Source organism: Maribacter aurantiacus, assembly GCF_005780245.1.
Lineage (GTDB): Bacteria > Bacteroidota > Bacteroidia > Flavobacteriales > Flavobacteriaceae > Maribacter > Maribacter flavus.
Map to the genome: position 1 here is coordinate 293,773 of NZ_VBUK01000001.1, position 24,580 is coordinate 318,352.

General features: G+C 41.1%; 20 protein-coding genes and 1 pseudogene. 11 read left to right on the forward strand and 10 right to left on the reverse strand.

Translation table 11 applies throughout. The features are described from left to right. Positions 1-293: 293 nt before the first annotated feature. The 4 genes from FEK29_RS01340 to FEK29_RS01355 form a co-directional block, all read right to left on the reverse strand. Entirely contained in the window at positions 294-989 is a 696-nt protein-coding gene (locus tag FEK29_RS01340) for an ABC transporter ATP-binding protein (RefSeq protein WP_138256605.1), read from the reverse strand. Between the two features lie 62 nt (positions 990-1,051). Beyond that, complete coding sequence (locus tag FEK29_RS01345) at positions 1,052-2,521, reverse strand: DUF5687 family protein (RefSeq protein ID WP_138256606.1); 1,470 nt, start codon at positions 2,519-2,521, stop codon at positions 1,052-1,054. Positions 2,522-2,819: 298 nt separating this feature from the next. After that, on the reverse strand, positions 2,820-3,389 hold the full coding sequence (locus tag FEK29_RS01350; RefSeq protein WP_138256607.1) for an outer membrane protein: 570 nt from the start codon (positions 3,387-3,389) through the stop codon (positions 2,820-2,822). Positions 3,390-3,501: 112 nt separating this feature from the next. Continuing rightward, positions 3,502-4,071, reverse strand: a complete 570-nt coding sequence (locus tag FEK29_RS01355; RefSeq protein ID WP_138256608.1) for an outer membrane beta-barrel protein — start codon at positions 4,069-4,071, stop codon at positions 3,502-3,504. 234 nt (positions 4,072-4,305) lie between these two features. Here FEK29_RS01355 and FEK29_RS01360 point away from each other — a divergent pair, with 234 nt between their 5' ends. Both FEK29_RS01360 and FEK29_RS01365 read left to right on the forward strand, forming a co-directional pair. Next, the gene (locus tag FEK29_RS01360) at positions 4,306-5,355 is read left to right on the forward strand and encodes a ferredoxin--NADP reductase (protein WP_138256609.1); all 1,050 of its coding nucleotides are present in this window, start codon (positions 4,306-4,308) and stop codon (positions 5,353-5,355) included. Positions 5,356-5,654: 299 nt separating this feature from the next. Then, positions 5,655-7,496, forward strand: coding sequence for an SLC13 family permease (locus tag FEK29_RS01365; RefSeq protein WP_138256610.1), 1,842 nt, complete (start codon positions 5,655-5,657; stop codon positions 7,494-7,496). Positions 7,497-7,501: 5 nt separating this feature from the next. On the opposite strand, the gene FEK29_RS01370 is transcribed toward FEK29_RS01365, so the two are convergent. Together FEK29_RS01370 and FEK29_RS01375 are read right to left on the reverse strand one after the other, a co-directional pair. After that, on the reverse strand, positions 7,502-8,275 hold the full coding sequence (locus FEK29_RS01370; RefSeq protein ID WP_138256611.1) for a patatin-like phospholipase family protein: 774 nt from the start codon (positions 8,273-8,275) through the stop codon (positions 7,502-7,504). Positions 8,276-8,346: 71 nt separating this feature from the next. Then, positions 8,347-9,861 carry a Do family serine endopeptidase gene (locus FEK29_RS01375; protein WP_138256612.1) on the reverse strand — a complete coding sequence of 505 codons (1,515 nt, stop codon included), beginning with the start codon at positions 9,859-9,861 and terminating at the stop codon, positions 8,347-8,349. 352 nt (positions 9,862-10,213) lie between these two features. Here FEK29_RS01375 and FEK29_RS01380 point away from each other — a divergent pair, with 352 nt between their 5' ends. From FEK29_RS01380 to FEK29_RS01415, 8 genes and pseudogenes are all read left to right on the forward strand, one after another. Further along, positions 10,214-10,915: a TIGR04282 family arsenosugar biosynthesis glycosyltransferase gene (locus FEK29_RS01380; RefSeq protein ID WP_138256613.1), complete on the forward strand. Its 702-nt coding sequence runs from the start codon at positions 10,214-10,216 to the stop codon at positions 10,913-10,915. A gap of 59 nt (positions 10,916-10,974) precedes the next feature. Further along, positions 10,975-14,178: a SusC/RagA family TonB-linked outer membrane protein gene (locus tag FEK29_RS01385; RefSeq protein WP_138256614.1), complete on the forward strand. Its 3,204-nt coding sequence runs from the start codon at positions 10,975-10,977 to the stop codon at positions 14,176-14,178. Positions 14,179-14,326: 148 nt separating this feature from the next. Continuing rightward, positions 14,327-15,757 (forward strand): SusD/RagB family nutrient-binding outer membrane lipoprotein, encoded by a 1,431-nt coding sequence (locus FEK29_RS01390; protein ID WP_240042630.1) that lies wholly within the window; start codon positions 14,327-14,329, stop codon positions 15,755-15,757. 6 nt (positions 15,758-15,763) lie between these two features. Continuing rightward, on the forward strand, positions 15,764-17,104 hold the full coding sequence (locus FEK29_RS01395; RefSeq protein ID WP_138256616.1) for a sodium:solute symporter family transporter: 1,341 nt from the start codon (positions 15,764-15,766) through the stop codon (positions 17,102-17,104). Beyond that, a pseudogene (locus FEK29_RS01400) lies at positions 17,089-17,697 on the forward strand (metallophosphoesterase family protein); the annotation flags it as partial. The gene FEK29_RS01395 and the pseudogene FEK29_RS01400, both read left to right, overlap by 16 nt. A 264-nt stretch (positions 17,698-17,961) precedes the next feature. Then, positions 17,962-18,297, forward strand: a complete 336-nt coding sequence (locus tag FEK29_RS01405) for an arsenosugar biosynthesis-associated peroxidase-like protein (protein ID WP_138257316.1) — start codon at positions 17,962-17,964, stop codon at positions 18,295-18,297. A gap of 123 nt (positions 18,298-18,420) precedes the next feature. Beyond that, positions 18,421-19,476 (forward strand): arsenosugar biosynthesis radical SAM (seleno)protein ArsS, encoded by a 1,056-nt coding sequence (arsS, locus tag FEK29_RS01410; protein ID WP_138256617.1) that lies wholly within the window; start codon positions 18,421-18,423, stop codon positions 19,474-19,476. A gap of 273 nt (positions 19,477-19,749) precedes the next feature. Then, the gene (locus tag FEK29_RS01415; protein ID WP_138256618.1) at positions 19,750-20,367 is read left to right on the forward strand and encodes a TetR/AcrR family transcriptional regulator; all 618 of its coding nucleotides are present in this window, start codon (positions 19,750-19,752) and stop codon (positions 20,365-20,367) included. On the opposite strand, the gene FEK29_RS01420 is transcribed toward FEK29_RS01415, so the two are convergent. From FEK29_RS01420 to FEK29_RS01430, 3 genes are read right to left on the reverse strand one after another with little or no spacing between them, the layout of a single operon-like run. After that, complete coding sequence (locus tag FEK29_RS01420) at positions 20,364-21,413, reverse strand: glycosyltransferase family 9 protein (protein WP_240042631.1); 1,050 nt, start codon at positions 21,411-21,413, stop codon at positions 20,364-20,366. The genes FEK29_RS01415 and FEK29_RS01420 overlap by 4 nt on opposite strands. After that, a complete protein-coding gene (locus FEK29_RS01425) occupies positions 21,400-22,002 on the reverse strand; it encodes a DUF4254 domain-containing protein (RefSeq protein WP_138256619.1) in 603 nt (200 codons plus the stop codon). Before FEK29_RS01425 ends, FEK29_RS01420 begins: the two co-directional genes overlap by 14 nt. 29 nt (positions 22,003-22,031) lie before the next feature. Next, a complete protein-coding gene (locus FEK29_RS01430) occupies positions 22,032-22,970 on the reverse strand; it encodes a hypothetical protein (protein WP_138256620.1) in 939 nt (312 codons plus the stop codon). Positions 22,971-23,011: 41 nt separating this feature from the next. Here FEK29_RS01430 and FEK29_RS01435 point away from each other — a divergent pair, with 41 nt between their 5' ends. After that, complete coding sequence (locus FEK29_RS01435) at positions 23,012-23,233, forward strand: DUF6341 family protein (protein WP_138256621.1); 222 nt, start codon at positions 23,012-23,014, stop codon at positions 23,231-23,233. A gap of 53 nt (positions 23,234-23,286) precedes the next feature. Here the strand turns inward: FEK29_RS01435 and purD are convergent, their stop codons facing one another. After that, complete coding sequence (gene purD, locus FEK29_RS01440) at positions 23,287-24,558, reverse strand: phosphoribosylamine--glycine ligase (protein ID WP_138256622.1); 1,272 nt, start codon at positions 24,556-24,558, stop codon at positions 23,287-23,289. Positions 24,559-24,580: the final 22 nt, after the last annotated feature.

Below are 24,580 nucleotides of genomic sequence, written 5' to 3' on the forward strand. Positions count from 1 at the left end.
TAGACGGTCTACGTATGTATGCATAACTGAAAAACATCCATATTATTATACGCTTCATCGACAAATGGCCACTTTGTTTTGGAGATTATGGGCCGATATTAATTTCAGGGGCCGATGATTTACCGACTATCCAGTTTGTTTCTTAGAATTTTATACCGATTTTAAAAGGAAAAAAGGTCTTTTGCCGATGCTATTTGGAACAATATCGGAATCCGTTTCAAGAATAGGGACTCGATAAAAACAAAAAACCGACTGAAGCGTCGGTTTTACTCTTTAGACCTGTCAGGTTTAGATTATCCCGCAAAAAACGCCTCCAATTCCCTTAAGGTTTCTGTAGAGGTTTTGATGTCCTTGACCACTTGGCCCTTGTTCAATACCACAATACGCTCGCAGACTTCGGTCACATGGATCAAATCATGGCTGGACACCAAGACCGTAACGTCCTCCTTGGCGGCCAAGTCCTTGATGATGCCCTTCAAACGGATTTGCGTGGTAGGGTCGAGATTGGCAAAAGGCTCGTCCAAGATAACCACTTGCGGATTTCCAATAAAAGAAGCTACAATACCCGCTTTTTTTTGGTTACCCTTGGAAAGGTCCCGTAGGTACTTCTTTTGCCCCAAGATTTCTCCATGGAAAAAATCCTCGAACTGTGCCAACAATGCATCGACATCGGCCTTGTTCTGTCCGCGTAAATCCCCGATAAAGTAGAAATACTCTTCCGGCGTCAAATACCCTATCAAAAAAGTCTCATCGATAAAAGAGGAAGTGATAGGTTTCCAATCTTCACTTACGTTTACCTGTATCCCATTGTTCTCAATATGTCCTGTAGTAGGTTGTATCAAATCCAACAACAAGCTGAAAAAGGTGGTTTTACCCGCACCATTGTTTCCAACCAATCCAAAGCTTTGTCCTGTTGGGATTTCGAGATTTTCTATGTTCAAAACGGTCTGAGTGCCGTATTTCTTGCTTAAATTTTGTACTGTTATCATGGGTTTTTTGGTTTCAAGTTTCAAGTTTCAGGTTTCACATCCAGCGTCCAGCGTCCAAAAGACTAACTATTTTTCTCCTTAAATCCGGCAATCATGCCATATTTCTTTTTTCGGTACTGTACTGTGACCTTATCCATAAGGGTATTTTTAAGGACCAAACCGATGAGTCCGAGGACGCACAGCACTGTGACACCCACTGTCACCGAAAAGAGGTAATAGAAAAGACTGAATATGAGTATTGGAACAATAAGCACGGGAACCATAATCAAAAACTGATTGGCGCTCGTCCCTTGCATGTTCCCAAACGGACTCTGATCCAATTCGATTCTTTTTTTATTGAACGATCCAAAAAATAAAATGACAGGGATATTTACGCCTAAATTGTATAGCGCGCATCCAAAGTTGATGGCCAAGGCCTCCCACCCAAAATAAGCATAGGGTATGGTAAGCAAGAACATAAAAATCACACTGACCGAAATCAACAATGCCTTCGACTCCAAGTACTTTCGCAACGGTATATTTTGGGACATCATCATGCTGTAATAACTACTGTCCCAAGCTGGGATAAACTGTCCGAAATTACTCAGGAAAATACCGGTCATAAAAACGCCCAAAAAGGCTTTCATGGGCATCATGTTGGCATAAATTTCCTGGGTATAGAATATGAGGCCATAAAACACAAACAAAAGGGATATCCAAACCTGGGATTTTGTTCGTTTGTTCCGCCAAATCATTTTTAAATCCAGTTGAAGAAAGGTTCCCAAATCCCCAAAACGCTTTGTCCAGGCCAAATCACTGGTATTGGCCTGTACCTTTTTAGGTTTTAAAGTGGAGTCCAAGTATATCTTATCATGGAGAAACTTATAGTTGATGTAATAGATGAAAACCGCTAAGACCAACGGAACCAAAACTGTTATAGGATACGCGTACAACCCATGAAATATAGGGCCAAACACCTCCTTCACAGAGAAAATCCCAAAATAATCCAAGGCATAAGATATTACAATGATACCTCCTATAACAGCTAGTGCTTTATCACTTTTGTTTATAAGAAGGTTTAGGTAATTGATGCTCAACACAATCGCCATAATGGCTATCAGCCAAAGGAATACATTGATTCCAGAATATCCTTGAAATAGAAGAACAATGCAAAATGGCACAAAGAAGAAAAGCGACAATAAATTGTACATGGAGGCCGCAGAACGACCTAAAATATAGTGCGCTATGGAGCTCTTTTTAACGGGTGTGGTCAAAAAGGGCTTAATGTCCATCACGGGAAGTTTCTGCATGAAATACCGCAAAAACAGTTCAATCAGTACCCAGTAAATCAGATACTGACTCAAGGTCCACATAGGACTTTGGTCCGGTACGGCTTTTCTGAGTATAAAATACATCCCAGCACCAGAAGCTGCCAATACAACAAGCATGTAGACTGCGAAAAAGCCCATGAGAATCTTTACGGCAAGGCTTTTGCCAAAATTGGCCGACCTAAAAAAGGATTTCCATTGCAGGGAAGCAAATCGTTTAAACATAAGGGTTGGATGTTGTTGTTTGGTTCATAAGTAAACCAAAAAAGGAAAATGTTACAAAAAACGGAATATTTTATAGCTTAATTCAAATAACAATATCACCCTTTCAAGGTAAAATTTCCCGTATAGACCTAGTCTTGGTTGTAAACGAATCGAAACCAGTAATCCGAAGAAGGCAAGGGTTGCCCTTTGTAGGCGCCGTCCCGGCCCTATGTATTATAGGGTAATTGTTGTAGCAACCTACTGTAGCTTTTCATTTATCCATAAAGCAACATACTTCGCAGAGCTATTCAATACAACGTTAAAAGCTTAGTCCTATACCAAATTTAATTTGATGTATTGTGGTATTTTGTCTGGTCTCCGGAACATCATCCCTTGAAAGTTTTAAAAAGTCATAGTGCGCATGAGTGAAAAATCTATCAGTAATAAAATAATTAAACCCTGCATTTGCATTTATACCCCCATACTTTTCCTTAAAATTCTCGCCATTGGAACCATCAAGTTTGGCGCTAAAGGTTGTAAAGGAGTAGCCAATTCCCAGGTCCGGCCTAAATTTCTGCAACCCTGGAAGTTTTAATTCACCAAAAATCCTTGGTTGAATGAAAATAGCATTTACCTTATCAGTCCGAGGTGCAGGGTTACCAGGAAAAACATAGTAACTCCCATTAATGGACCCTCCAAGCCTCAATACTTCCAGATTTGCAAAACGGTATTGAAGGCCTAAATCTACAACTCCTGTATAATTTTGGCTCACAAAATTTTCTCCAAATGGTATAGGGTATCCCAAAGTTGCACTGAATTCTCCGTCTTGGGCACTGGTAGATAGACTTGCAAAAAACATGATTAGAAAAAGGGTTGCTTGTTGTCTCATGAGAGGTTGATTAAAGTTGATTATTTTCGTTATTTTTTTTGTATTTATCTCGGCGGTTTGACTACTACTGAGCCTAATATAGGTGGAGCTAAGGTATATTTTAAACGTTATACTAAAACCTAATCCCTGCTCCGAATTTTAATATGTTCGCGATATTAAAAAAACTGTTATCGATGTTTGGATTGTCCCTTGATACATTTATATAGTCAAAGGACACAAATACAAAGAACCTATTGGTAATATCATAGGCGGAGCCTATGTTTATATTCACCCCTCCGGTATTATCGCTAGAATCTGGGGTTTGGTTACTGTTTGCCTTAAACTTGGAGGTCATAAACGAATAGCCAGCACCCAAAAATGGACGAAAACCCAGCAAAACTTTCGAATTCAACTCACCAAATACCCTTGGCTGTACCAGTATCACCTGTTCTTTGTACGAAAAAGTGCTCAATGTATTATTTCTATTAAAAAAATTAGCGTTACCTGAAATTCCAATATGAACCGGCCCTGCTTTTAAAAAACGAACTTGTGCCCCAACGTCAATAATTCCTGTATAGGATTTTAAAAAATTGTCCCCTACCGCTATGGGATAACCCAAAGTAGTACTGAATTTGCGATCTTGAGCATGGGCAAAGACCCCTAAACATAGAATAAACAGATAAAAGGCTGGTTTAAGTTTCATAGAATTAAAATATTTAAATCCTGTGAATATATAAGCTTTGAGTTTTGTTCACAACAACTACACCTTAAAAAGTAAGAAAATTCGACATAAGGTTTTTTGTAAAATTTCATAAACCATAATTCTTTAACCTATCTTATTCCCCTGGGTATTCGAAATAAGTACTTTTTTCACTTTCCAATTTTATATCGCCCTGTCTTTCCGTAATTTTGCATTTTATTTCTAGATTGGATAATTATGGCAGATTTTTATGCATTGACCGTTAAAAACATCAAAAAACTAACCCCCAATTCCGTGGCCGTCACATTTGAAATCCCAAAGGACTTGGTGCAGACCTTCCTATTCACCGCCGGACAATACATAACCATAAAAAAGGAAATTAAGGGCAAGGAGCTGCGTAGGGCCTACTCCATCAGTTCTTCCCCCAAGAAAGACCATATTACCATCGGTATAAAAAAGGTGGATAATGGCGGTTTTTCACATTATGCCAATACGAAATTAAAGGTAGGCGACACCTTGGAAGTCATGCCGCCCGAAGGTAGGTTTTCCTATAAACCTTCCGGAAATCCTCAAAATGTGGCGGCCTTTGCCGCGGGTAGTGGTATTACCCCTATCATGAGCATTGCCAAATCCGTATTGGATGGAAATCCAAAAAATACTTTTGTATTGGTATATGGTAATAAATCCTACGAGGAAACCATGTTTTACACGGATTTGGTAAAACTCCAATTGGATTATTCCAATCGGTTTTTTGTATATTTTATCAACAGTCAGACCCGCGAGGATAGGGCGCTTTTTGGACGAATCGATACCTCCACGGTCAATTATGCCCTTAAAAACAAACACGCCAATTTGGATTTCGACAGCTACTATCTATGTGGACCGCATGAAATGATTGAGAACGTAAAGGATACCTTGTTGGACAATGATATCCCAAATGAGAAAATCCACTTTGAGCTATTCACGGCAACGGAAATAAAGGAGGAACTGCCCAGTCTTCCCGATGGGCAAACCGCGTTGACAGTTACCTTGGATGATGAGGAATTTCAACTTACAATGGACAAAAAAATGACCGTGTTGGATGCGGTCCTAAAGGAAAACATCGATGCTCCCTATTCCTGTCAAGGGGGCGTCTGCAGTAGTTGCATCGCCAAAATCAAAGAGGGTAAGGCAGAAATGGCCATGAACCAAATTTTAACGGACAGTGAAATTGCCGAAGGCTTTATACTTACCTGTCAGGCACATCCTACCACACCTACTCTTAATGTAGATTATGATGATGTATAGGAGCCTTAACTAGCTACACAAAGTGAGAGAATAAAAACAGTACTCCCCGTTTAGGTCAATTATCTATTTCAATAGTATCTAGATCTGCCTTTAGGCAGTAGTTGAGCAGTTTCCAAATCGCAATGAATACCCTATGTATAATGAATTCCTTTCGATGCAAAATACCTAGGTAGCCCAAAATTTGTTTTCTATAATCCAGTTTCTCTTTCTATTTTTTTTCAATTGAATTCGTAATACTATGGTTCGAGCTAATTTGCACGTACCCTTGCGTTACCTTTAATCAATTTCTACCTTTAAATATGACTTGGGAAATCATTACGGTATTTGTAATTATAGGTGCATTGATCATTCTCTTTGCCCTTGAGGTTTTCCCCATGGATAAAATCTCCTTTTTTATCATTGGGGCCCTTTTGTTAACAGGTTTGGTGAGTCCGGAGGAGGCGGTCAGCGGATTTTCCAACAAAGCGGTAATCACCATTCTTTGTCTTATGATATTGGCCATAGGTCTAGAGGAGAATGGGGTCATTTCTTGGTTTGCCAAAGGACTAAAAGTTTTAAAAAACTGGCCGGCCTTGCTCGTGTTGATGGTCATCATGATATTATCTGGCGGCGTATCGGCCTTTATAAGCTCAACGGCCGTGGTCATCGTTTTCATTAAAATAGTCGCCGAACTAAAGGACAAGTACGGGTTAATGCCGGGCAAATTGCTTTTGCCTATTTCCTTCGCAAGTATTCTTGGTGGAAGCTGTACGCTCATGGGGACTTCCACAAACCTAATCGTCAACAACATCTTTATGCGCTATACGGGCGAAACCTTGGGTTTTTTTGAGTTTTCCAAGATTGGCCTCATTTTTTTGGGCACATCGATCGGCATTATCGTCCTTTTTTATTCCTTTCTACCCGAAGGGGAAAAAGATGGACTTTCCCAAAAATTTAATCTCAACAAATACCTGCTCACCCTAAAAGTGGATACGGATTCACCGCTTATAGGCACTCCATTAAAAGAATCCTTTATGTACAAGGAGCCAGAAATTACGGTGCTTCGGGTATCCAGGAAAAATTATGAAATGAACCTTTCCAATCCAGAATTTGAGATTCAGCAAGGGGATGTGATTTTGTTGCATTGCAGTTTGGAGAACCTCCAAAAGATGCGGGGCGAAGGCTATTTTGACCTGGAAGTCGATGAAAACCTAACGAGTAGCTTCTCAAAAGGGACGTCCATAGAAAAGGTCGATGATCAAAAACAAGATCCTGAAGAGAAAGTCTCCAATACCGTCTTGCTGGAATTGCTGCTGCTACCGGGCTCACGATTTTTGGGGAATACCCTTGAATCACTTAAAAAAATGATCTTTCCAAGAGCCATCCCCATCGCCGTGAACAAAAGAAAATCCCTTACGAATCTTAAAAATAAGCTGCATCTTAGTAACAAAACGATTACAAAGCTCAAGGTTGGTGACCGATTACTGATTCAAACCGATACATCCTACATCCAAAATTTTGAAAACAGCAATAATCTTGCAGTCTTAAATCAGTTTGATGGAGGTATGCCTTCCACACCCCTTAAACGGAATCTCTCGCTCTTTATATTAATAATTACCATAATTCTAGCTGCAACCGGCGTATTCGAAATCATGACCAGTGTTATAGCCGGCACCATCGCCATGCTACTATTCAAATGCATTGAATTGAACAAAATCTATGAAAAAATAAATTGGCAGATCATCTTTCTGTTGGCGGGTATGATTCCCTTGGGAATTGCAATGACCAACTCCGGGGCGGATGCATGGTTGACCGAAGGCCTCCTGAACTTAATGGAAGGACAAAAGCCAATGATAATTATAGGAATGTTGTTTTTGACAACCATGTTGTTGAGCGGCGTAGTCTCCAACAATGCCACGGCCATTATAATGGCCCCCATTGCCATTTCCTTGGCCAAGGGACTGGAACTGGATGTAAAACCCTTTATTCTTTGTGTGATGTTTGCAGCTAATTTTAGCTTTTTTACGCCTTTAGGGTATCAAACCAACGCCTTGATCTATAGCATGGGAATTTATAAGTTTAAGCACTTTCTAATTCTGGGAGGAATCATTTCCTTGGTGCTACTTGTCCTGGGCACCTTGCTCTTAAGTGCTATGCTGTAAGTGGTTTAAGAACCAAGGGTTTCCAATTGTTTACAAGCACTTTCATATCCTATGGCATAGGCCTTTTCGATTCCTTTACGGTCCAGAATACCTATATGTTCCAAGGATTTCGGTTCGATTACCAGGTCGCATTTTTTTATTTTCTCCCGATTGATGGCATAGATCATCAATCCGGTGACCCTACCCGTCAATTGCAAGGAATTGGTGAGATTCTTCTTATTCAGCTCCGCTACGATGGATACATTGCTACCTATGACAAAATCTACCTTATCCCGAACCGGTTCCAAGGGAAAATTGTTCATAATGCCTCCATCTGCATACAAACTTCCTTTATAGGACACCGGACTAAAAACGGGTGGCAAGGCCGCCGAAGCCAACAAAGGCTTGATCAGTTCCCCTTGACTAATAAAAAGTTCCTCTCCTTTTTCCAGGTTGGTGGCCACTACGTGCAACTCCTTTTTCAGCCTTTCAAAGGTATTGTGCGGAAAATAGGTCTTAAAAACGGATTCATACCTATCGGTATCCAATAGGCCCGGTTTACCTATAGAAATAAAGTTATATTTGAACAGCGGAGTTTCCTTAAAGAAACGCAACATGTCCATAATAGGGGTTCCATTGGCATATAAGGCGCCTACTAGGGCCCCTACACTACTTCCCGCTACCAATTGGGCCTCCAGACCAAACTCCTGCATGGCCTTAATGACACCAATATGGGCCATTCCCCGTACCCCACCGCCAGAGAGCACCAAACCGATTTTCTTCGTTGAAAGGGATTTCATATTATTTCAAAAAAATGCCGTATGAAGCAAATTGTATCATACGGCATTAAAGTTAACCAAATACCACTAGTTTACGAATCCAATCCAAAGGCATAATAATATTTACTTCCATCTTCATAGACGCCTTCAATCATTACCCCGCCTTTTTTGTTTTCCAAAATTTCGGCAACATCTTCAACATTGCGAACACGTTTGCCATCTATATGGGTTATTATAAAACCTTCCCGCATTTGGGTTTCCTTCTTGATTTTTCCTGGATACAGCTTGTTCACCTGTACACCGCCATCCAAGTCGAGTTTCTCGGCCAAATCCTTATCCAAGTTTTCAAAATCGGCTCCAAGGAGGTTCAATATTTCCTTTTTCTCCTTTTTCACAAGCTTGGTTGTTCCGTTGACATTTTCAAGGATTACTTTGAATTCCTTTTCGGTACCATCTCTATTGACAAGTAGATTTACTTCATCTCCTGGTCTTTTACTGGCAATGATTTCCTGCAATCTGGGGGATGTAGTAGTTTCCTCCCCGTTCACTTCTAGAATAATGTCACCTGACTCGATTCCGGCCTTATCCGCGGCACTGTTCTCACCAACCTGCTCAATCCATACCCCTTTAGTGAAGTCTACCTTCTTTTCCTTGGCCAGGTTGCTATCCATAGTCCTTATGGTCACGCCCAACATACCTCGTTGCACCGCTCCATATTTCAAAAGGTCCTCCACTACTTTTGTGACAATATTACTAGGTACCGCAAAACCATATCCGGTATAGGTTCCGGTTCTACTGGCGATTGCCGTATTTATCCCAACAAGATTACCATCTAGATTTACCAAGGCCCCACCACTGTTTCCAGGGTTGATGGCAGCATCGGTCTGGATAAAACTTTCTACGGCAAACTTGTCTTGATTGATATTGATACTTCTTGCCTTGGCACTAACGATACCGGCAGTTACGGTAGAATTAAGACCCATTGGGTTACCAACGGCCAAAACCCATTCACCAACCTCAACATCGTCGGAATTTACCAAAGACATGGTACTCAAATTATCGGCATCGATCTGTAACAAGGCCAAATCTGTAGTTGGGTCGGTTCCAATAACCGTTGCCTTATAGGATTCATTATTATAAAGGGTAACCTCAACCTCATCGGCATTATCGATTACATGGTTGTTCGTAATGATATAGCCCTGATCGTTTATGATAACTCCAGATCCGGTCCCGATTCTAGGTTGGGAGCGCATCCCTTCGGGACTTTGTCCTTTGAACATATCGCCGAAAAATTCCTTAAAGGGATCTGGAAGTTCCCTGCCTTGATTTCCATAACTGGGAGAGGACTGGGTGGATTTGATGTGCACTACCGCATCCAATACTTTTTTGGAAGTATCCGTAAAATCCAACGGTTTAATGTTGCCTTCGTCGTCAGCGGTATAAAGCACATGCTTTCCTTGTACCGTTTCTACCGTAGTCACACCCTTAATTTCCTCTTTGTCATTTAACTTGTTGATTCCTATAACACCTAGGCTCACTGCCAAGGCGATAGCGGCAGAAAAGAGGTATACTTTTAAACTGCCTTTGTTTGATTTGTTTGTATCCATATTATTTCTGATTATAATTATATTATTTTTTAGTACGTCCCTATATGTTCAATTCCCGTGCCATTTAAAACCCTGTGATTGCTAAAAAATTTTTAAAATTTGAATGCCTTTTAAGTTCTTTTTTAGACTGTTTAGTCTGATTTTAGGAAAAAGCATCAAAAAAATTGAAAGGAACGTACTTTTCGTCGACTCTTTATTAAAGTTTGAAGGCTGCCATCTATTCCAAATTGAGTTGTAAATTGGTTATTACCGACTAAAGGGTCGGTATCTGACATTTTGACTTGATTTAATTTCAGTAAAATGTTAGACAAAACAAAACCCTTGGATTTTTTTGTCGTATGTTTAAAAAAGAATGATAACCGAATCCTTAATGCGCAGTACCGCCGTTCTTATTTTTGCCAACTCTTCCCAGGAAGAAATGCGATACAAACCCCTTCAAAGGGGCGAGGTACTGTTCGACTCCTTGACCAATACGGTTATCCAGAAAGTCAAGCAATCAAAATTGACCTACTTCCATATATCGGAAAAACATCAAAATGGCTTTTCATTTGGGGAACGATTTTCCAACGCGGTTCAAAATGTCTTTGACAAAGGGTTTGACAAGGTAATTACGGTAGGAAACGACACTCCCCATCTACAAACGGCACACATTACGACCGCGGCCAAGGCCTTGGCCGATGGCAAGACCGTAATTGGTCCTTCCTTGGACGGTGGTTTCTATCTAATGGGCATACATAAAGCAGATTTTAACAAGGAGAAGTTCCAGAGTATGCCGTGGCAAAAATGTAACCTGCTAAAGTCGCTTTTGGACACCCTACAGGAAACCTCTTGTCCCATATTTCAATTACCGACCTTTAGGGACATCGATACCGTTAAGGATGTTCTTTCCTTGGTCAACTACATCAGGTCCATCTCCGTTTCAATACAAAAACTTTTTGCCCTTTGTCTTTCGGTCAAACAACAATTTTTACTTCTAGCGGAAAAGTGTTATGTCTCGGTCTTACTCCAAAACCCATATAATAAGGGGTCCCCAGTGTTAGTACATATCCAATAATATGTACACGAAAGGTCTAAAACCTTTGTGAAAAGTTAAACTAACACCACCAACAAAACATGAAATATATATTGTGGGTCATGCTATTTTTCATGACCGCCATAAACTTTGCCCAAGAGAGCGTATCGGGCACTGTATCTGATGTGTCAGGAGCACCCATTCCTTATGTGAATGTTCTGATATCTGGTACCAACAAAGGAACTACGACAAATGAAAAAGGTTTCTACGAACTTTCCAAATTGAACGAAAATGCCATCCTGGAATTTTCAGCTATTGGATATGAAACGCAAATAGTTCCCATAGATGGTGCCTTGGTCATTGATATTGCCTTATTGGAATCCTCCGAACAATTGGACGAAGTGGTCCTAACGGCACTTGGATTAAAAAGAGAGACCAAGGAATTGGGTTATGTGGTCCAAAGTTTGGACGCTAAGGGCGTTACCGAAGTTAAATCGGTCAATTTTTTGGATAACCTTACAGGTAAATTGGCAGGAGTTACCATTAGCCAAGGACCTACAGGAGTAGGTTCCACCTCAAAAATTACCATACGGGGAGAAGCTTCCTTCTCCAATAACAACCCACTTTTCATCGTAGACGGAGTACCCATTAACAATAACTCGGTTTTTAACTTTACCAACGAAGCGGCTGCGGGCTTTCAGGAAATCGATTTTGGAAATGGTGCCATGGAAGTCAATCCGGACGATATTGCAGAAGTATCCGTGCTGAAGGGTCCGAGTGCAGCTGCATTATATGGCACCCGGGCTTCCAATGGGGTCATTGTCATAGAAACCAAAAGAGGTAGAAACAGTACAGGTCTTGGTATTAGCTATAATACCAGCTTTTTCGTGGATACAGCCTTTCAATTGCCCGATTTTCAAAATGAGTATGGACAGGGCAATGCGGGACAATTTGCCTTTGTAGATGGACTTGGAGGTGGCACCAATGATTTAATATCCTATAGTTGGGGACCTCGTTTGGACGTAGGCAACCTTATTCCCCAATTTGATAGCCCAGTTACTTTGCCCGATGGAACCGTGGTGCGAGGTGGCGACACTGCACTTTATAGTGGTCTGCCTATTACGCCCACCCCATTTGTTTCACATCCAGATAACCTTAAGGATTTTTACAGAACGGGAACTACCTTTATCAATAACATAGCGGTTGGTTCAACCTTTCAAAAAGGTAGCTACCGACTTTCCTTTACCGATTTACGTAGTGAATCGATTATTCCTGGGGTAAACCTGGATAGGCAGACAATAAATACGCGTTTGACATTTAGACCTACGGATAAAATAAGGGTTAACTCGACCATCAATTATGTGAATTCTAAAAGTGATAACCGACCATCAAATGGTTACGGTTCCGAAAACGTTAATTATTCCTTGGTAGGTTGGGGGCCAAGATCCCTGAACATGGATAGCTTACGAAATTATTGGCAACCCGGATTAGAAGACGTTCAGCAATACTCTTTCAACTATACCTATTTTGATAATCCATTTTTTACTATGTCCGAAAATAGAAACTCTTTCAATAGAGACCGAGTGTTCGGGAATATTTCGGCAAGTTATGATATCACGGAGCATTTGACCGCTTCGATTCGTTCGGGCATGGATTATTCAAGCGAACTAAGACAGTTACGACGTGCCTTTAGCTCTAACCGATTTCAAAATGGTGGGTATGCAGAACACGATGTGTTGTTTAGGGAGATAAACACTGATTTTCTTTTAAATTATACCAATCGTTTTAAAGATGTAAGCCTTAATGTTAGTGTAGGTGGAAACCGGTTGGACCAAAAGGCCTTTACTTCTCAATCACAGACCACTAGTTTGGCGCAACCGGGAATTTTTAGGCTATCGAACGCGGCCTCCCCAGTAGAAGTCTTTGAATTTGAATCGAACAAGCGAATTAACAGTTTTTATGGCTTGATGAAGTTGGGGTATAGGGATTTCCTCTTTTTGAACTTCACCGGAAGAAACGACTGGTCCAGTGCCTTGGCCACTCCATTTTCGGTAGAGAACACCTCGTTTTTCTATCCTTCCGTATCTTCCAGTTTTATTATTTCTGAAGTAGTGCAACTGCCCAATTTAGTATCCTTTGCAAAATTGAGGGCCAGTTGGGCCCAAGTAGGTAATGACACAAACCCCTATCAAACGACTGGGGCCTTCGTTGCCCAGACGCCTTTCAATGGTCAACCTACCTTTAGCGATCAAAATACAATTGCCAATCCCAATCTACAACCGGAACGTACCTCTTCTTGGGAGGTTGGTGCCGATATTCGATTTTTTGGTGATCGGCTAAGTATGGATATATCCTACTACATTTCCTTAACCGAAGACCAAATTCTTTCCTTGCCTATTGGCATATCCTCTGGATATACTCAACAGGTTGTAAATGCGGGAAGTGTTCGGTCCACTGGGGTGGAAATTATCGGGGGAATTTCACCCGTCCTATCCAATAATTTCAAGTGGAACAGCACTTTGAATTTTAGCACCAACCGCGCCATTGTAGAGGACTTGCCCCAAGATGAAGGGCGTTTGACATTGGCCTACTCAAGAATCTATGACAGTCAAAACCAAACGGTATTTTTGCAGGTTGAAGAAGGGGGACGCATTGGGGACCTTTATGGTACCGGTTATTTAAAAAATGAAAACGGAGATTTTATTCTTACGGATGAAGGACGTTACATCCCTGATAATGAACTTCAAAAACTGGGAAACTATAATCCGGATTTCATGCTAGGGTTTAATAACCAGTTCCAATACAAAAATTGGAACCTTGGCTTTCTATTCGACTGGCGCCAGGGTGGTATCATCGTATCGAGAACCAGGGCCCTGGGAAATGTGGGAGGTCAATTGGTAGAGACCGCCTTTCGGCCAGAAGAAGGAATCGTGCCCCAAGGGGTCGTAAATATTGGAACGTCTGAAAACCCTGTCTATGAAGCTAATACGGTAGCGGTTTCGGCTGAGAGTTACTATCGCCAATTTTACGACCGAAACCACGAGGAAAATAATACCTATGATGCCTCTTTTCTAAAACTACGGCAGTTTTCTTTGGGCTATACATTTACCGACCTTTCCCTTTTTAACCAAAACGCAACCCTAAACCTATCCTTAATCGGAAGAAACCTTTTTGCCCTAACCGAGAATCCGCACTTCGACCCCGAGCAATTCGCCTTACAAGGACAGGGATTTATTAGTGGTGTAGAGGATATGTCCTATGCCACTTCAAGAAGTATTGGAATAAAAGCAGGATTTAATTTTTAAAAAAATGAAAATTATATTTAACATACTAGTTAACAACTTATTTGGCCTCCATGTCATACTTTTCGACGTTTGGACAAGTAATAAGGCTATTTCCCTTCCTTTTAATTCAAGCAAAGTTGACAAAAAAAGGAACAGTCGGGGTTTTTTCTTGAGCTTGATAGGTGTATTAGCACTTGTATTTACCACCTCCTGTACCCAAGATTTTGAGGATATCAATACAAATCCAAATGCACCCGTAAATGTACAGCCCAGTTTATTGTTGAGGCAGGTAATTTATGATTACGGGGAGCAAATGTCCTACGAAGGCTTTACGGCGGGCAATCTTTTAGGGCAATATACTACGGCCTTGGATTTTAACCTTTTTGATAGGCATAACTTAAAATCGCCCCAACTAGGGGGTAATCCCTGGCCCATATTCTATCAAAATCTAAGGGATAATGAACTGATTTTAAACCACTCCCTTGAAAATCCTTCCTTTAGGGTTTACGAAGGGCCGGCACGTATCATGAAGGCCTACATGGCCGCTGCCTTGACAGATCTTTTTGGGGATGTTCCTTATTCTGAAGCTTTTAAGGGAAATCAAGGTACCGTCACGCCCGTCTACGATGCACAGCAGGATATTTATATGGCGGAAAATGGAATTTTCGATAATCTAACCAAGGGAATAGCGGCTATCCAGGCGTATGATGGAAATATCGCTCTGGAGGGTGATATCCTGTTCAGCGGAGACTTGGATAGCTGGGTGCGTTTTGCCAATTCACTAAAGATTAAATATCTCATGCGCGTCTCCTCAAAAATGGATGTTTCAAACGAATTACAAACCCTGTTTTCCGAAGGAAATTTCATCAGCGAAAATAGCCTAAATGCCATTTTTAGTTTTACCGATGGGGAACCCAACAATTTTAGGTTGGCAAGGTTGCGAATTGGCGACTTCAACAATATTGTCATGTCCGAAACCATGGAGGAAATCCTTATCGATTTGGAAGATGCTCGTATATCAAGGCTGTTCAGACCCTTTGCCAGTAGTGAAACGGGTAATGAATATAATGGTCTATTGAATGGTATCGATGCGTCCTCCACTACGGTTACCTTGGCCGATTACTCTTTGGCGGGTACCATATTCCGGGAAAATACAGGCTTATTGGATGCCAATTTTATGACCAGTATGGAAACGTATTTCCTATTGGCGGAAGCGGCACAAAAGGGTTTAATTTCTGCCGATGCCCAGAACCTGTATGAAATTGGTGTGTCCCAAGCATTCGACTATTGGCAGGTGGAGTTGCCAAGCGATTATCTTTCAGGAACCGGGGCAATGGAAAATGGCGACCCCTTGGAGAATATCATCACCCAAAAATGGATCGCCAATATGGTCAACGGCTATGAGGGTTGGATCGAATATAGAAGAACCGGTTTTCCCCAACTCAAAACGATATCGGCCAGTTTAAACGATGACCTAATTCCCGTAAGAATGCCCTACCCGGCGGAGGAAGAAGCGTTGAACAACCAAAATTATACCACGGCCGCCAACAACACGGATGGCAATAGTATCAATGTAAATGTGTGGTGGGACCAAGAATAATCTAAAATGAGCGACCTAGTATTTTGGCAGTGGGGATTGATTCTAGTATCTAGTTTGGTACTGTTTCTTCTTTCCCCATACGCAAAAGATACCAATCAGTTTTTTAATGCGTTTCAAAAAAGGGGCACGCCCAATACATTTGTCCTTATGGGCAGTTTGATCATCTCATGGATTTTTGCCAAAAGCATAACCAATGCCGCTAACCTAGGTTTGGAATTTGGTATCGTTGGTGGGATTGCCTATGCGGGTTACTATGTGTCCTTTGCCGTTGCGGGTTTCATTATATACCAAATGAGGGTAAAAGCAAAATATACCAGTATCCATCATTTCTTGACCTCCAAGTTTGGAAAAAGAGCGGTTTCCCTGTTTTCTATGTTGATTGCCATTCGATTGTTCAATGAAGTTTGGAGCAATACCATGGTCATTGGGTCCTATTTTGGGGAAGCTGGGTCGAGTCCGTATTACTGGAGTATCCTGATTTTTACCTTGCTAACATTGGCCTATGTTATCAAGGGTGGCATGAGCAGTTCCATTTTTACCGATGTCGTACAAATGGCCTTGTTCACCCTATTACTAGGGATAATACTTCTTACCATATACGGACCTAAGACCGATTTTACAGTAAAGGACACAGTCAGTTCAGGTATATGGTCCTTTGAAACGGGACTAAACCTATTGTTTGCCGCGATAATTCAATCCTTTAGTTATCCCTTTCACGATCCTGTTCTAACGGACAGGGGGTTCATTAGCGAGCCTAAGGTGACTTTAAGAAGTTTTCTAGGAGCCAGTTTTCTTGGCGCCCTATGCATAGTCCTTTTTAGTTTTATTGGGATATATGCGCAGTCCGAAGGCCTAGTTGGACAGGCCGCTGTTGAAGTGGGCAAAGCCTTTGGGATAATTACCTTGTTGGTCATCAATTTCATCATGATCACTTCAGCGGCTTCTACATTGGATTCTACCTTTTCTTCCTTCTCAAAACTGATTGCTGTAGACCTAAAACTCGGGAAAACGCTTAGTATAGGAAGGTGGTCAATGGTTTTTATCGCCTTTTTGGGTACGATACCCGTTTTTTTGGATGCCGAAATTTTATCGGCTACCACCATAAGCGGCACCATGGTCATAGGATTGACGCCCGTATTTATCTTTTGGAAAGGAAAGGCCCCTAAAATTAGTTTTCACCTGAGCGTTATCTGCGGATTGCTTTTTGGTTTATTGCTTGTTTTTCAACGCTTTCCTGAGCAATTAATTTTAACGGAAGGGAACTATGCCGATTTGCTTTGGATCAACGTCTGGGGCATTCTTTGTTGTACATTTTTATATTTTATACCCTCATGGATCAAAAAATAAGGGACATAGGAAATAAGGAAGGTAAACTACTGCTGTTTGGCGGCGTTTATAGCAACCTACAAGCCTTGGAAAAGCTAATTTCAATAGCCAAAAAAGAAGGTATACCCCCACAGAACTGTATATGTACGGGTGACATTACGGGATACTGTGCCCAACCCGAAGAAACGGTACAAGCCTTCAAAAATTGGGGGGCTTTGAGTATTGCCGGTAATGTAGAACTACAGCTGGCCAACGACAGTGAGGACTGCGGTTGCGATTTTAAGGCAGGTGGACGCTGTGACAGTTTTTCCAAAATGTGGTTTCCATATACAAAAATGAAGTTGTCCGAAGAATCCCTGAAATGGATCGGCACGATACCCGAAAATATTAGCTTTGAATATGCGGGTAAAAAAGTAACGGTAGTCCACGGCAATTATGGCGATGTTTCAGAATTCATATTTAAATCCAACGCACAGGTAAGTAAGGAAAGGTGTTTTGAAGCCACCAACAGTCAAGTGATAATTGCAGGACATTGTGGGCTTCCTTTTTATCAAAGCATAAAAGGAAAATTATGGATTAATCCCGGGGTTATAGGGATGCCCGCGAATGATGGCACCCCAAGGGTTTGGTATGTTCTTATGGAGGATATTGATGGTACTATGTCTTTCTCCCATGAATCCTTTGAATATGATTTCCAGACCGCTCAACGGCTTATGTATCAAAACCATTTGCCAGAGGAATATGCGGACACCTTAGCATCCGGAATATGGGATAATATGGAAATTCTTCCGGAAATAGAGAAAATGGGACAAGGAATTCCCATTTCATTTACTATCGATTTAAATAAACAAAACATTCAATCCAAAACACAGCATAAAATGGCAGACTCGTATTATGACCCAAAAGATTTAAGAAAGTTTGGTAAAATAACCGAATGGAGCGAAGAACTAGGAACCAAGTTCTTTGATTACTATGGAAAGGTATTTGATGAAGGGGCCTTGAGCGCCAGGGAAAAATCCCTGATTGCCTTGGCCGTTTCCCATGTCGTAAAATGTCCCTATTGTATAGATGCCTATACCAAGGATGGCCTTCAAAAAGGAATTACCAAAGAAGAGATGATGGAAGCCGTACATGTTGGAGCAGCTATAGAAAGTGGTGCTACCTTGGTGCATGGAGTGCAAATGATGAACAAATACAACAAGTTATCGATGTAATCCCCCTGTCCACCAAAGGGGGAAGTATTGATACAAAACCTACTAAAAAATACTTATTTGGGATTGAGCATTATTATGTGGACAATCCTGAATACTTGATACTAAATACTAATTTCTAAAGAAATGGCTACAAAATCATTAAAAGCTACAGGAAACGAACTGGCGCAGAACAATCGCCAACTGGAAATCCTTAACGGAGGTATTTTTGCCGATGGGGAACTCCCCTATTTTAAGGATAAAATCGATCAAATTGGTCAGTTTCCTCTACGCCCCAAGAAATTGGAAATACTGCAGATCAATGTTGGATATATGTGTAACCAGGTCTGTGAGCACTGCCATGTGGATGCAGGTCCGGACCGCAAGGAAATCATGACACGCGAGACCATGCAACAATGTTTGGAAGTGATTAAAAATACGGGGGCACATACGTTGGATTTAACAGGTGGCGCGCCTGAAATGAATCCTGATTTCAGGTGGTTTGTAGAGGAGGCCGCAAAAGCAGGAATCAAGGATTTTATTGTACGTTCCAATTTGACGATTATTAGGGCCAACAAAAAATATCATGACCTGCCCGATTTCTTTAAAAAGCACAATGTACACGTCATTTCCTCCATGCCGCACTGGTCCCGCGGAAAAACGGATAAACAACGCGGGGACGGTGTTTTTGATAAATCGATAAAAGCGCTTCAGGAGTTGAACGAACGAGGCTATGGGATGCCAGATAGTGACTTGCGCTTGGACTTGGTCTATAATCCATCCGGAGCCTACCTGCCAGGAGACCAGGCCGCAATGGAGAAGGACTTTAAAAAAGCGCTGAAAGAGGACTTTGGTATACAGTTCCATAATCTTTTTGCTATCACCAATCTTCCTATCGCCCGATTTTTGGATTATTTGATTGCTTCGGAAAACTATGAGGATTATATGTACGCCCTTGTGGAGGCTTACAATCCCGTTGCGGTGACCAATGTTATGTGTAGGAACACCATATCCGTAAGTTGGGACGGTTGGTTGTATGACTGCGATTTTAACCAAATGTTAAATTTAAAGGTAGCCAGTAAAGTCAAACACATTAAGGACTATAATGAGGATATTCTTAACGATAGAAACATCATCATTTCCCAACACTGTTATGGCTGTACGGCCGGTGCCGGTAGTAGCTGTCAGGGAACTGTGGCTTAAGCCTCCCCTAACCCCTCCAAAGGAGGGGAATTTTTATTCTACTTTGGTGGTATCAGACATGAACTATGTCATGGAACACGTTGTTAATCCTTAAAAGTGTACACATAAACCGACCAAGTGGTCGGTTTTCATTTTCAGAAAAGTAGTAATTCATCGGGATTTTGAACTTTCGCCGATTTTTTTCTTCATCATATCCAAAGAATCGAATTTCTCCAAGTATCGGTCGGTTCTTTGTACAGACCAAACGGTCGGATAAACCCAAATCTTGAAATCATGGACAAAACATTAAAACGCATGGCTACGATGCACCGAATGCAAGCTGCTGGATTAGAACTTTTTTATGCAAATGGATATTATGCTACCAGTGTTGACGACATCTTAAATAAACTTTCGCTTTCCAAAGGGGCCTTTTATTATCATTTTGAATCCAAAGAGGACTTTTTTGTTCAAATCATACAGAATTTACTTTCTAGAAAAGTATATAGTTGCCTTATAGAGCCCATAGAAGGTTTTAGCAACCCACTGCAATCCATCAATTCATGTTTTGAAGAAGCTCTTGAAACGGCCGTTCACAATGAAATGGACTTTGGCTGCGTCCTCAATAACTTCCTTACGGAGTTTCGCGGTAGGAACGAGGTAATTATGAAGCATTTAAACGAAATCCTATCAATTTGGGAGGTAAATTTGGTCTCTACCCTTCAAAAAGGAAAGTTCAACGGTCATATTGACCGGCATGTGGATTGTGAAGCCGCCGCTACGTATTTGATGAGTTCTTATTTTGGTATAAGAACATTGATGGTAGGCGCAGCACCTAGTGCCAGAAAATACCGTTTTATGAGTCAATTGAAAATGTACTTAAAATCATTGGAGCCTAAGAAGGTAGCGGTTTAGACCTTTTCAAGTATTTGTAGGGCTCTCGTAACTATTTGTTCAGGTGCTAGTGTTTCCATTACCAGTTCGTAGCCTGGCGGTATTTTATTTCCATACACGGAGGTAGGTATCAACGGATATTTTTTTCTATCTGAAGTGATTTGATTTTCTTCCGGTTGACCAAATGGCACAAAACCTGCGACAGGGTGTGTTACCCCCCAAAGTGTAATAACGGAAACCCCATACATGGCAGCCAGATGTCCGTTACCGCTGTCCATGGAAATCATTACATCCAAGTTACTGATGAGTTCCAGCTCTTCTTTAAATGATATTTTTCCTGCGGCGGAAATACAATTGGCAAATTTTCCTTCCCAACCCTCCAAAATTGTCCGTTCGTTTTGACCGCCTCCAAAAAGGACAATTTTTACATCCTCAATGGCACTTAAATCGGCTATTAAGGTCTCCATAAAATCGAGCGGATAGATTTTACCCGGGAATGCGGCAAAGGGTGCTATACCAATTACCTTTTTTGCCTCGGAAAAAATATCACAGGCAAATTCAGCGGTAATGTTTCGGCTCTTTAGAACATGGTCTTTGTATATGGGGAAGTGAAAGCCGAGTCTTTCGAAAACCGATTGATAGCGTTGATACATCGGTTTTAGGGGCTTTAATTCCTTGTTTTTTCCCGATGTCAATTCCCTTTTCTCCTTTCTACCCTTATCCAGCTGCTCAAATGGTACTCCAGAAAACCTAAAAAAAACTTTTAGTACATAACTCCGCAGGACGTTATGTATATCGGCCACGGCATCCACATCCAAACTTTTTAATTGTTTAAAAAGTTTCCAGAGTCCTAAAACTCCTTTGTGTGCTCCTTTCACATCGGCAATGAAAACTTTTATATTGGGAATTTCAGAAACAATGGGCGCAAAAAATGGTTTGGTAAGGAAGGTGATTTTTACATCGGGGTATTTTTCGGTCAAAGCAAGAAGTACAGGAACCGTCATGGCTACATCACCCATGGCTGATAGCCTGATCACCAGCATATGACGTATCTTACTTTTGGCCACGTAGGATGGGATTTAGTTCCTCATCATTGTACATCTTCATCTGCTTGTACACTTTCATATATTTGTTACCTTCCTCTATATCTTTCAATAACTGGTCTATGGCCGTGGAAAGATCTCTGCGCTGCTCCAATAGAATGTCCAATTTATCCTGACACTTTTTTAGATGTTCCTTGGATGCATCCTCCCTGTTCACCTCCTCCTGCATGTGGTAAATTTTCAAGGCGAGAATGGAGAGCCTGTCCACGGCCCACGCCGGACTTTCCGTATTGATCGTGGCGTTTCTCTTAATTTCTACCGAACGGTATTTATCTAGGAAATAACTGTCAATATATTCAACAAGGTCCGTTCTGTCCTGATTGCTGGCATCGATTTTTCGCTTCAGATCCAAAGCTTGGAGCGGTTCTATTTGTGGGTCACGGATGATATCCTCATAATGCCATTGTACGGTATCGATCCAATTCTTTCGGTACAGCAAATGTGCTATATCGTTTTTTGGATAGGGGTTTTCAAAGACCTGATACACATCGTCCTTTTCATGATACTTCTCAATACTTTCCTCGAATACCTTTATGGCAAAGTCACTGAACATAATTGAATTTTTGACAAAGATACCTTATATCAGGAAATCAGAAGCCTACCCAAAAAAAATGAAATAGGAATTAAGAAGCTGGCTATAAGAAAGATCTCCCTGAATTTTTCGCGCTTAATGGATTGCACATAATTTGTAATCAAAATAACCGATGGGAAGAACGTAATTAACAATGCATAGTTGTCCTTTGAAAGGACCAAAAGGTTTACCAACAAACCCAACACGAAGGATTGTACTACCAACCTGATCATGATGATCCGTCCAACTCCCGCCTTTCCCAATTTTAAGAAGGCCCAAATAATGAGTACCAAATTCGTTAAAATGTACAAACCGATTTTTACGCTTGACCCTAAATCAAAAGCAAACATGTTCTTAAAGTCTATATGAAATCTATAATGTTCCTGAAGCCAATCCAAGCGTTCAAAAACCGATAAAAAACCACCCAGTATTAAAACGAAACAAACTACCGAGGAAAGAATTACGAGCCAGTTTCTTAGGTTTTTAGGCTCATAGATAAATATGGCCGAAAGCACTAGGGCCAAATAGACTATGGCCCATTCATAAAAAAGACTACCGATCAATATCCATAAGCTTGCATCAAAAATCTTCAGTTTAATGTTCTTAAGGGATTTGATGCTAAGGATTCGACGCATGGCCAAAAGCAAAAAAAAGTTGCAAAATATGGCGTTTGAATCCCCTAGGGTATTTGGGAAGAGCATTAGCAATAAGGTAAAAAATAGGATGGCATACGAATTGTTCTTCGTTAGCTTGTTGCGTTTTACTATGAAATCTATAATGAAAACGCTGAATATCAAGACGGCCAATACGATAAGTTCCTTAATCGGTTGTAAGGTGGTTAAATCCCGATTTAGTATAAAAAATAGCGTAATGGGATACAACAAAAAGATAAAACTGAACAGTATGACAAAGTTTACCGGTTTTGTTTTACCAAAAATGCTTGAAATCATGGATGATTTTTATACTTTTGCCCTGTAAATATAGGAATAAGATGAAGTCATTTTTTTACGGTATCGAGGATTTGTTCGTCAATGTACTTTTTGCACCATTCGATGCATTGCGTTTTATGGAAAGCTGGACCCTATCCAATATTTTAAACTGGATATTTATGTTGATAGGATTCGCGGCATTTGTGTATTGGATGTTGGAGCTGAAAAAGTACAACGATAACGGTGAAGAGGATAAGTCGATTTCTTCCCACTCGTATCTTTAAAGATAAACACTTAAAAAAATCGGCGTTTTCCAAATTGGAAAACGCCGATTTTTTTATAGGTCAAACCCTATATCCCGCCGGTAATTCATTCCCTCAAATTGTATCTTTTGAACGTTTTTGTAGGAAATCGCCAAAGCTTCCTTAAACGACTCTCCATAGGAAGTTACCGCCAAGACCCTTCCGCCATTTGTAAGTATTTTACCCTCTTTAAGGGTGGTGCCCGCATGGAAAACAATGGATTCCTCAATCGCGTCAATCCCGCTTATCTCTTTTCCTTTTTCGTAAGCACCAGGATATCCGCCCGAAACCGTCATCACCGTAGTGGCGGCACGTGCATCGATTTTAAGCGCTACATCGTTTAATTTTCCTTTTGCCACGGCATCCATCAACTCCACAAAATCATTTTGGATTCGAGGCAATACAACTTCGGTTTCCGGATCACCCATACGAACGTTGTATTCGATTACCTTGGGATCATCGCCAACTTTTATCAAACCGATAAAAATAAAACCCTTGTAAGGAAGCTTGTCCATTTTAAGGCCTTCTACGGTAGGTTTAACAATTTGGTCGTGTATCTTGCCCATAAAAGTATCATCGGCGAAAGGAACGGGGGAAATTGCACCCATACCGCCTGTATTGAGTCCTGTATCGCCTTCACCGATTCTTTTATAATCCTTGGCCGTGGGCAACACCTTGTAGTTTGATCCATCGGTAAGTACAAAAACACTTAATTCTATGCCGTCCAAGAACTCCTCTATGACAACGGTGGTGCTGGCGCTTCCAAATTTGGCATCGACCAACATGGATTTCAATTCCAATTTTGCTTCTTCCAAATCCTTAAGAATGACCACTCCCTTTCCGGCAGCGAGACCATCGGCCTTTAAAACATAGGGAGGGGCAAGTCGCTCCAAAAATTCATATCCCTCGTTCAAGGTCTCCGAAGTAAAACTTTGGTATTTGGCCGTTGGAATATTATGACGCATCATAAACTCCTTGGCAAACTCTTTACTACCCTCTAGTTGGGCGGCCATTTTTTGTGGCCCGATAACGGGCACATGCCTCAATTGGGCATCCTCCAAAAAGAAATCATGGACCCCATTTACCAAGGGGTCTTCCGGTCCAACAATCACCAAGTCGATTTCCTTTTCCAGCACGACCTCTTTGATTTTATCAAAACCGTTTACACCAATTGGTATGTTTTCACCTAAATTGGAGGTGCCCGCATTTCCAGGGGCAATGTAGAGCTTTGATAAATGATCGCTTTGGGACAACTTCCAAGCGAATGCGTGTTCACGGCCCCCAGATCCAAGAATTAAAATGTTCATGAGTATGCTTTTGGCAAAAGTA

Excerpts from the sequence above, each read along its gene's own strand:
- FEK29_RS01340 (WP_138256605.1), bottom strand. The coding sequence starts at position 989 with ATGATAACAGTACAAAATTTAAGCAAGAAATACGGCACTCAGACCGTT.
- FEK29_RS01345 (WP_138256606.1), bottom strand. The coding sequence starts at position 2,521 with ATGTTTAAACGATTTGCTTCCCTGCAATGGAAATCCTTTTTTAGGTCG.
- FEK29_RS01350 (WP_138256607.1), bottom strand. The coding sequence starts at position 3,389 with ATGAGACAACAAGCAACCCTTTTTCTAATCATGTTTTTTGCAAGTCTA.
- FEK29_RS01355 (WP_138256608.1), bottom strand. The coding sequence starts at position 4,071 with ATGAAACTTAAACCAGCCTTTTATCTGTTTATTCTATGTTTAGGGGTC.
- FEK29_RS01360 (WP_138256609.1), top strand. The coding sequence starts at position 4,306 with ATGGCAGATTTTTATGCATTGACCGTTAAAAACATCAAAAAACTAACC.
- FEK29_RS01365 (WP_138256610.1), top strand. The coding sequence starts at position 5,655 with ATGACTTGGGAAATCATTACGGTATTTGTAATTATAGGTGCATTGATC.
- FEK29_RS01370 (WP_138256611.1), bottom strand. The coding sequence starts at position 8,275 with ATGAAATCCCTTTCAACGAAGAAAATCGGTTTGGTGCTCTCTGGCGGT.
- FEK29_RS01375 (WP_138256612.1), bottom strand. The coding sequence starts at position 9,861 with ATGGATACAAACAAATCAAACAAAGGCAGTTTAAAAGTATACCTCTTT.
- FEK29_RS01380 (WP_138256613.1), top strand. The coding sequence starts at position 10,214 with ATGATAACCGAATCCTTAATGCGCAGTACCGCCGTTCTTATTTTTGCC.
- FEK29_RS01385 (WP_138256614.1), top strand. The coding sequence starts at position 10,975 with ATGAAATATATATTGTGGGTCATGCTATTTTTCATGACCGCCATAAAC.
- FEK29_RS01395 (WP_138256616.1), top strand. The coding sequence starts at position 15,764 with ATGAGCGACCTAGTATTTTGGCAGTGGGGATTGATTCTAGTATCTAGT.
- FEK29_RS01405 (WP_138257316.1), top strand. The coding sequence starts at position 17,962 with ATGGCAGACTCGTATTATGACCCAAAAGATTTAAGAAAGTTTGGTAAA.
- arsS (WP_138256617.1), top strand. The coding sequence starts at position 18,421 with ATGGCTACAAAATCATTAAAAGCTACAGGAAACGAACTGGCGCAGAAC.
- FEK29_RS01415 (WP_138256618.1), top strand. The coding sequence starts at position 19,750 with ATGGACAAAACATTAAAACGCATGGCTACGATGCACCGAATGCAAGCT.
- FEK29_RS01425 (WP_138256619.1), bottom strand. The coding sequence starts at position 22,002 with ATGTTCAGTGACTTTGCCATAAAGGTATTCGAGGAAAGTATTGAGAAG.
- FEK29_RS01430 (WP_138256620.1), bottom strand. The coding sequence starts at position 22,970 with ATGATTTCAAGCATTTTTGGTAAAACAAAACCGGTAAACTTTGTCATA.
- FEK29_RS01435 (WP_138256621.1), top strand. The coding sequence starts at position 23,012 with ATGAAGTCATTTTTTTACGGTATCGAGGATTTGTTCGTCAATGTACTT.
- purD (WP_138256622.1), bottom strand. The coding sequence starts at position 24,558 with ATGAACATTTTAATTCTTGGATCTGGGGGCCGTGAACACGCATTCGCT.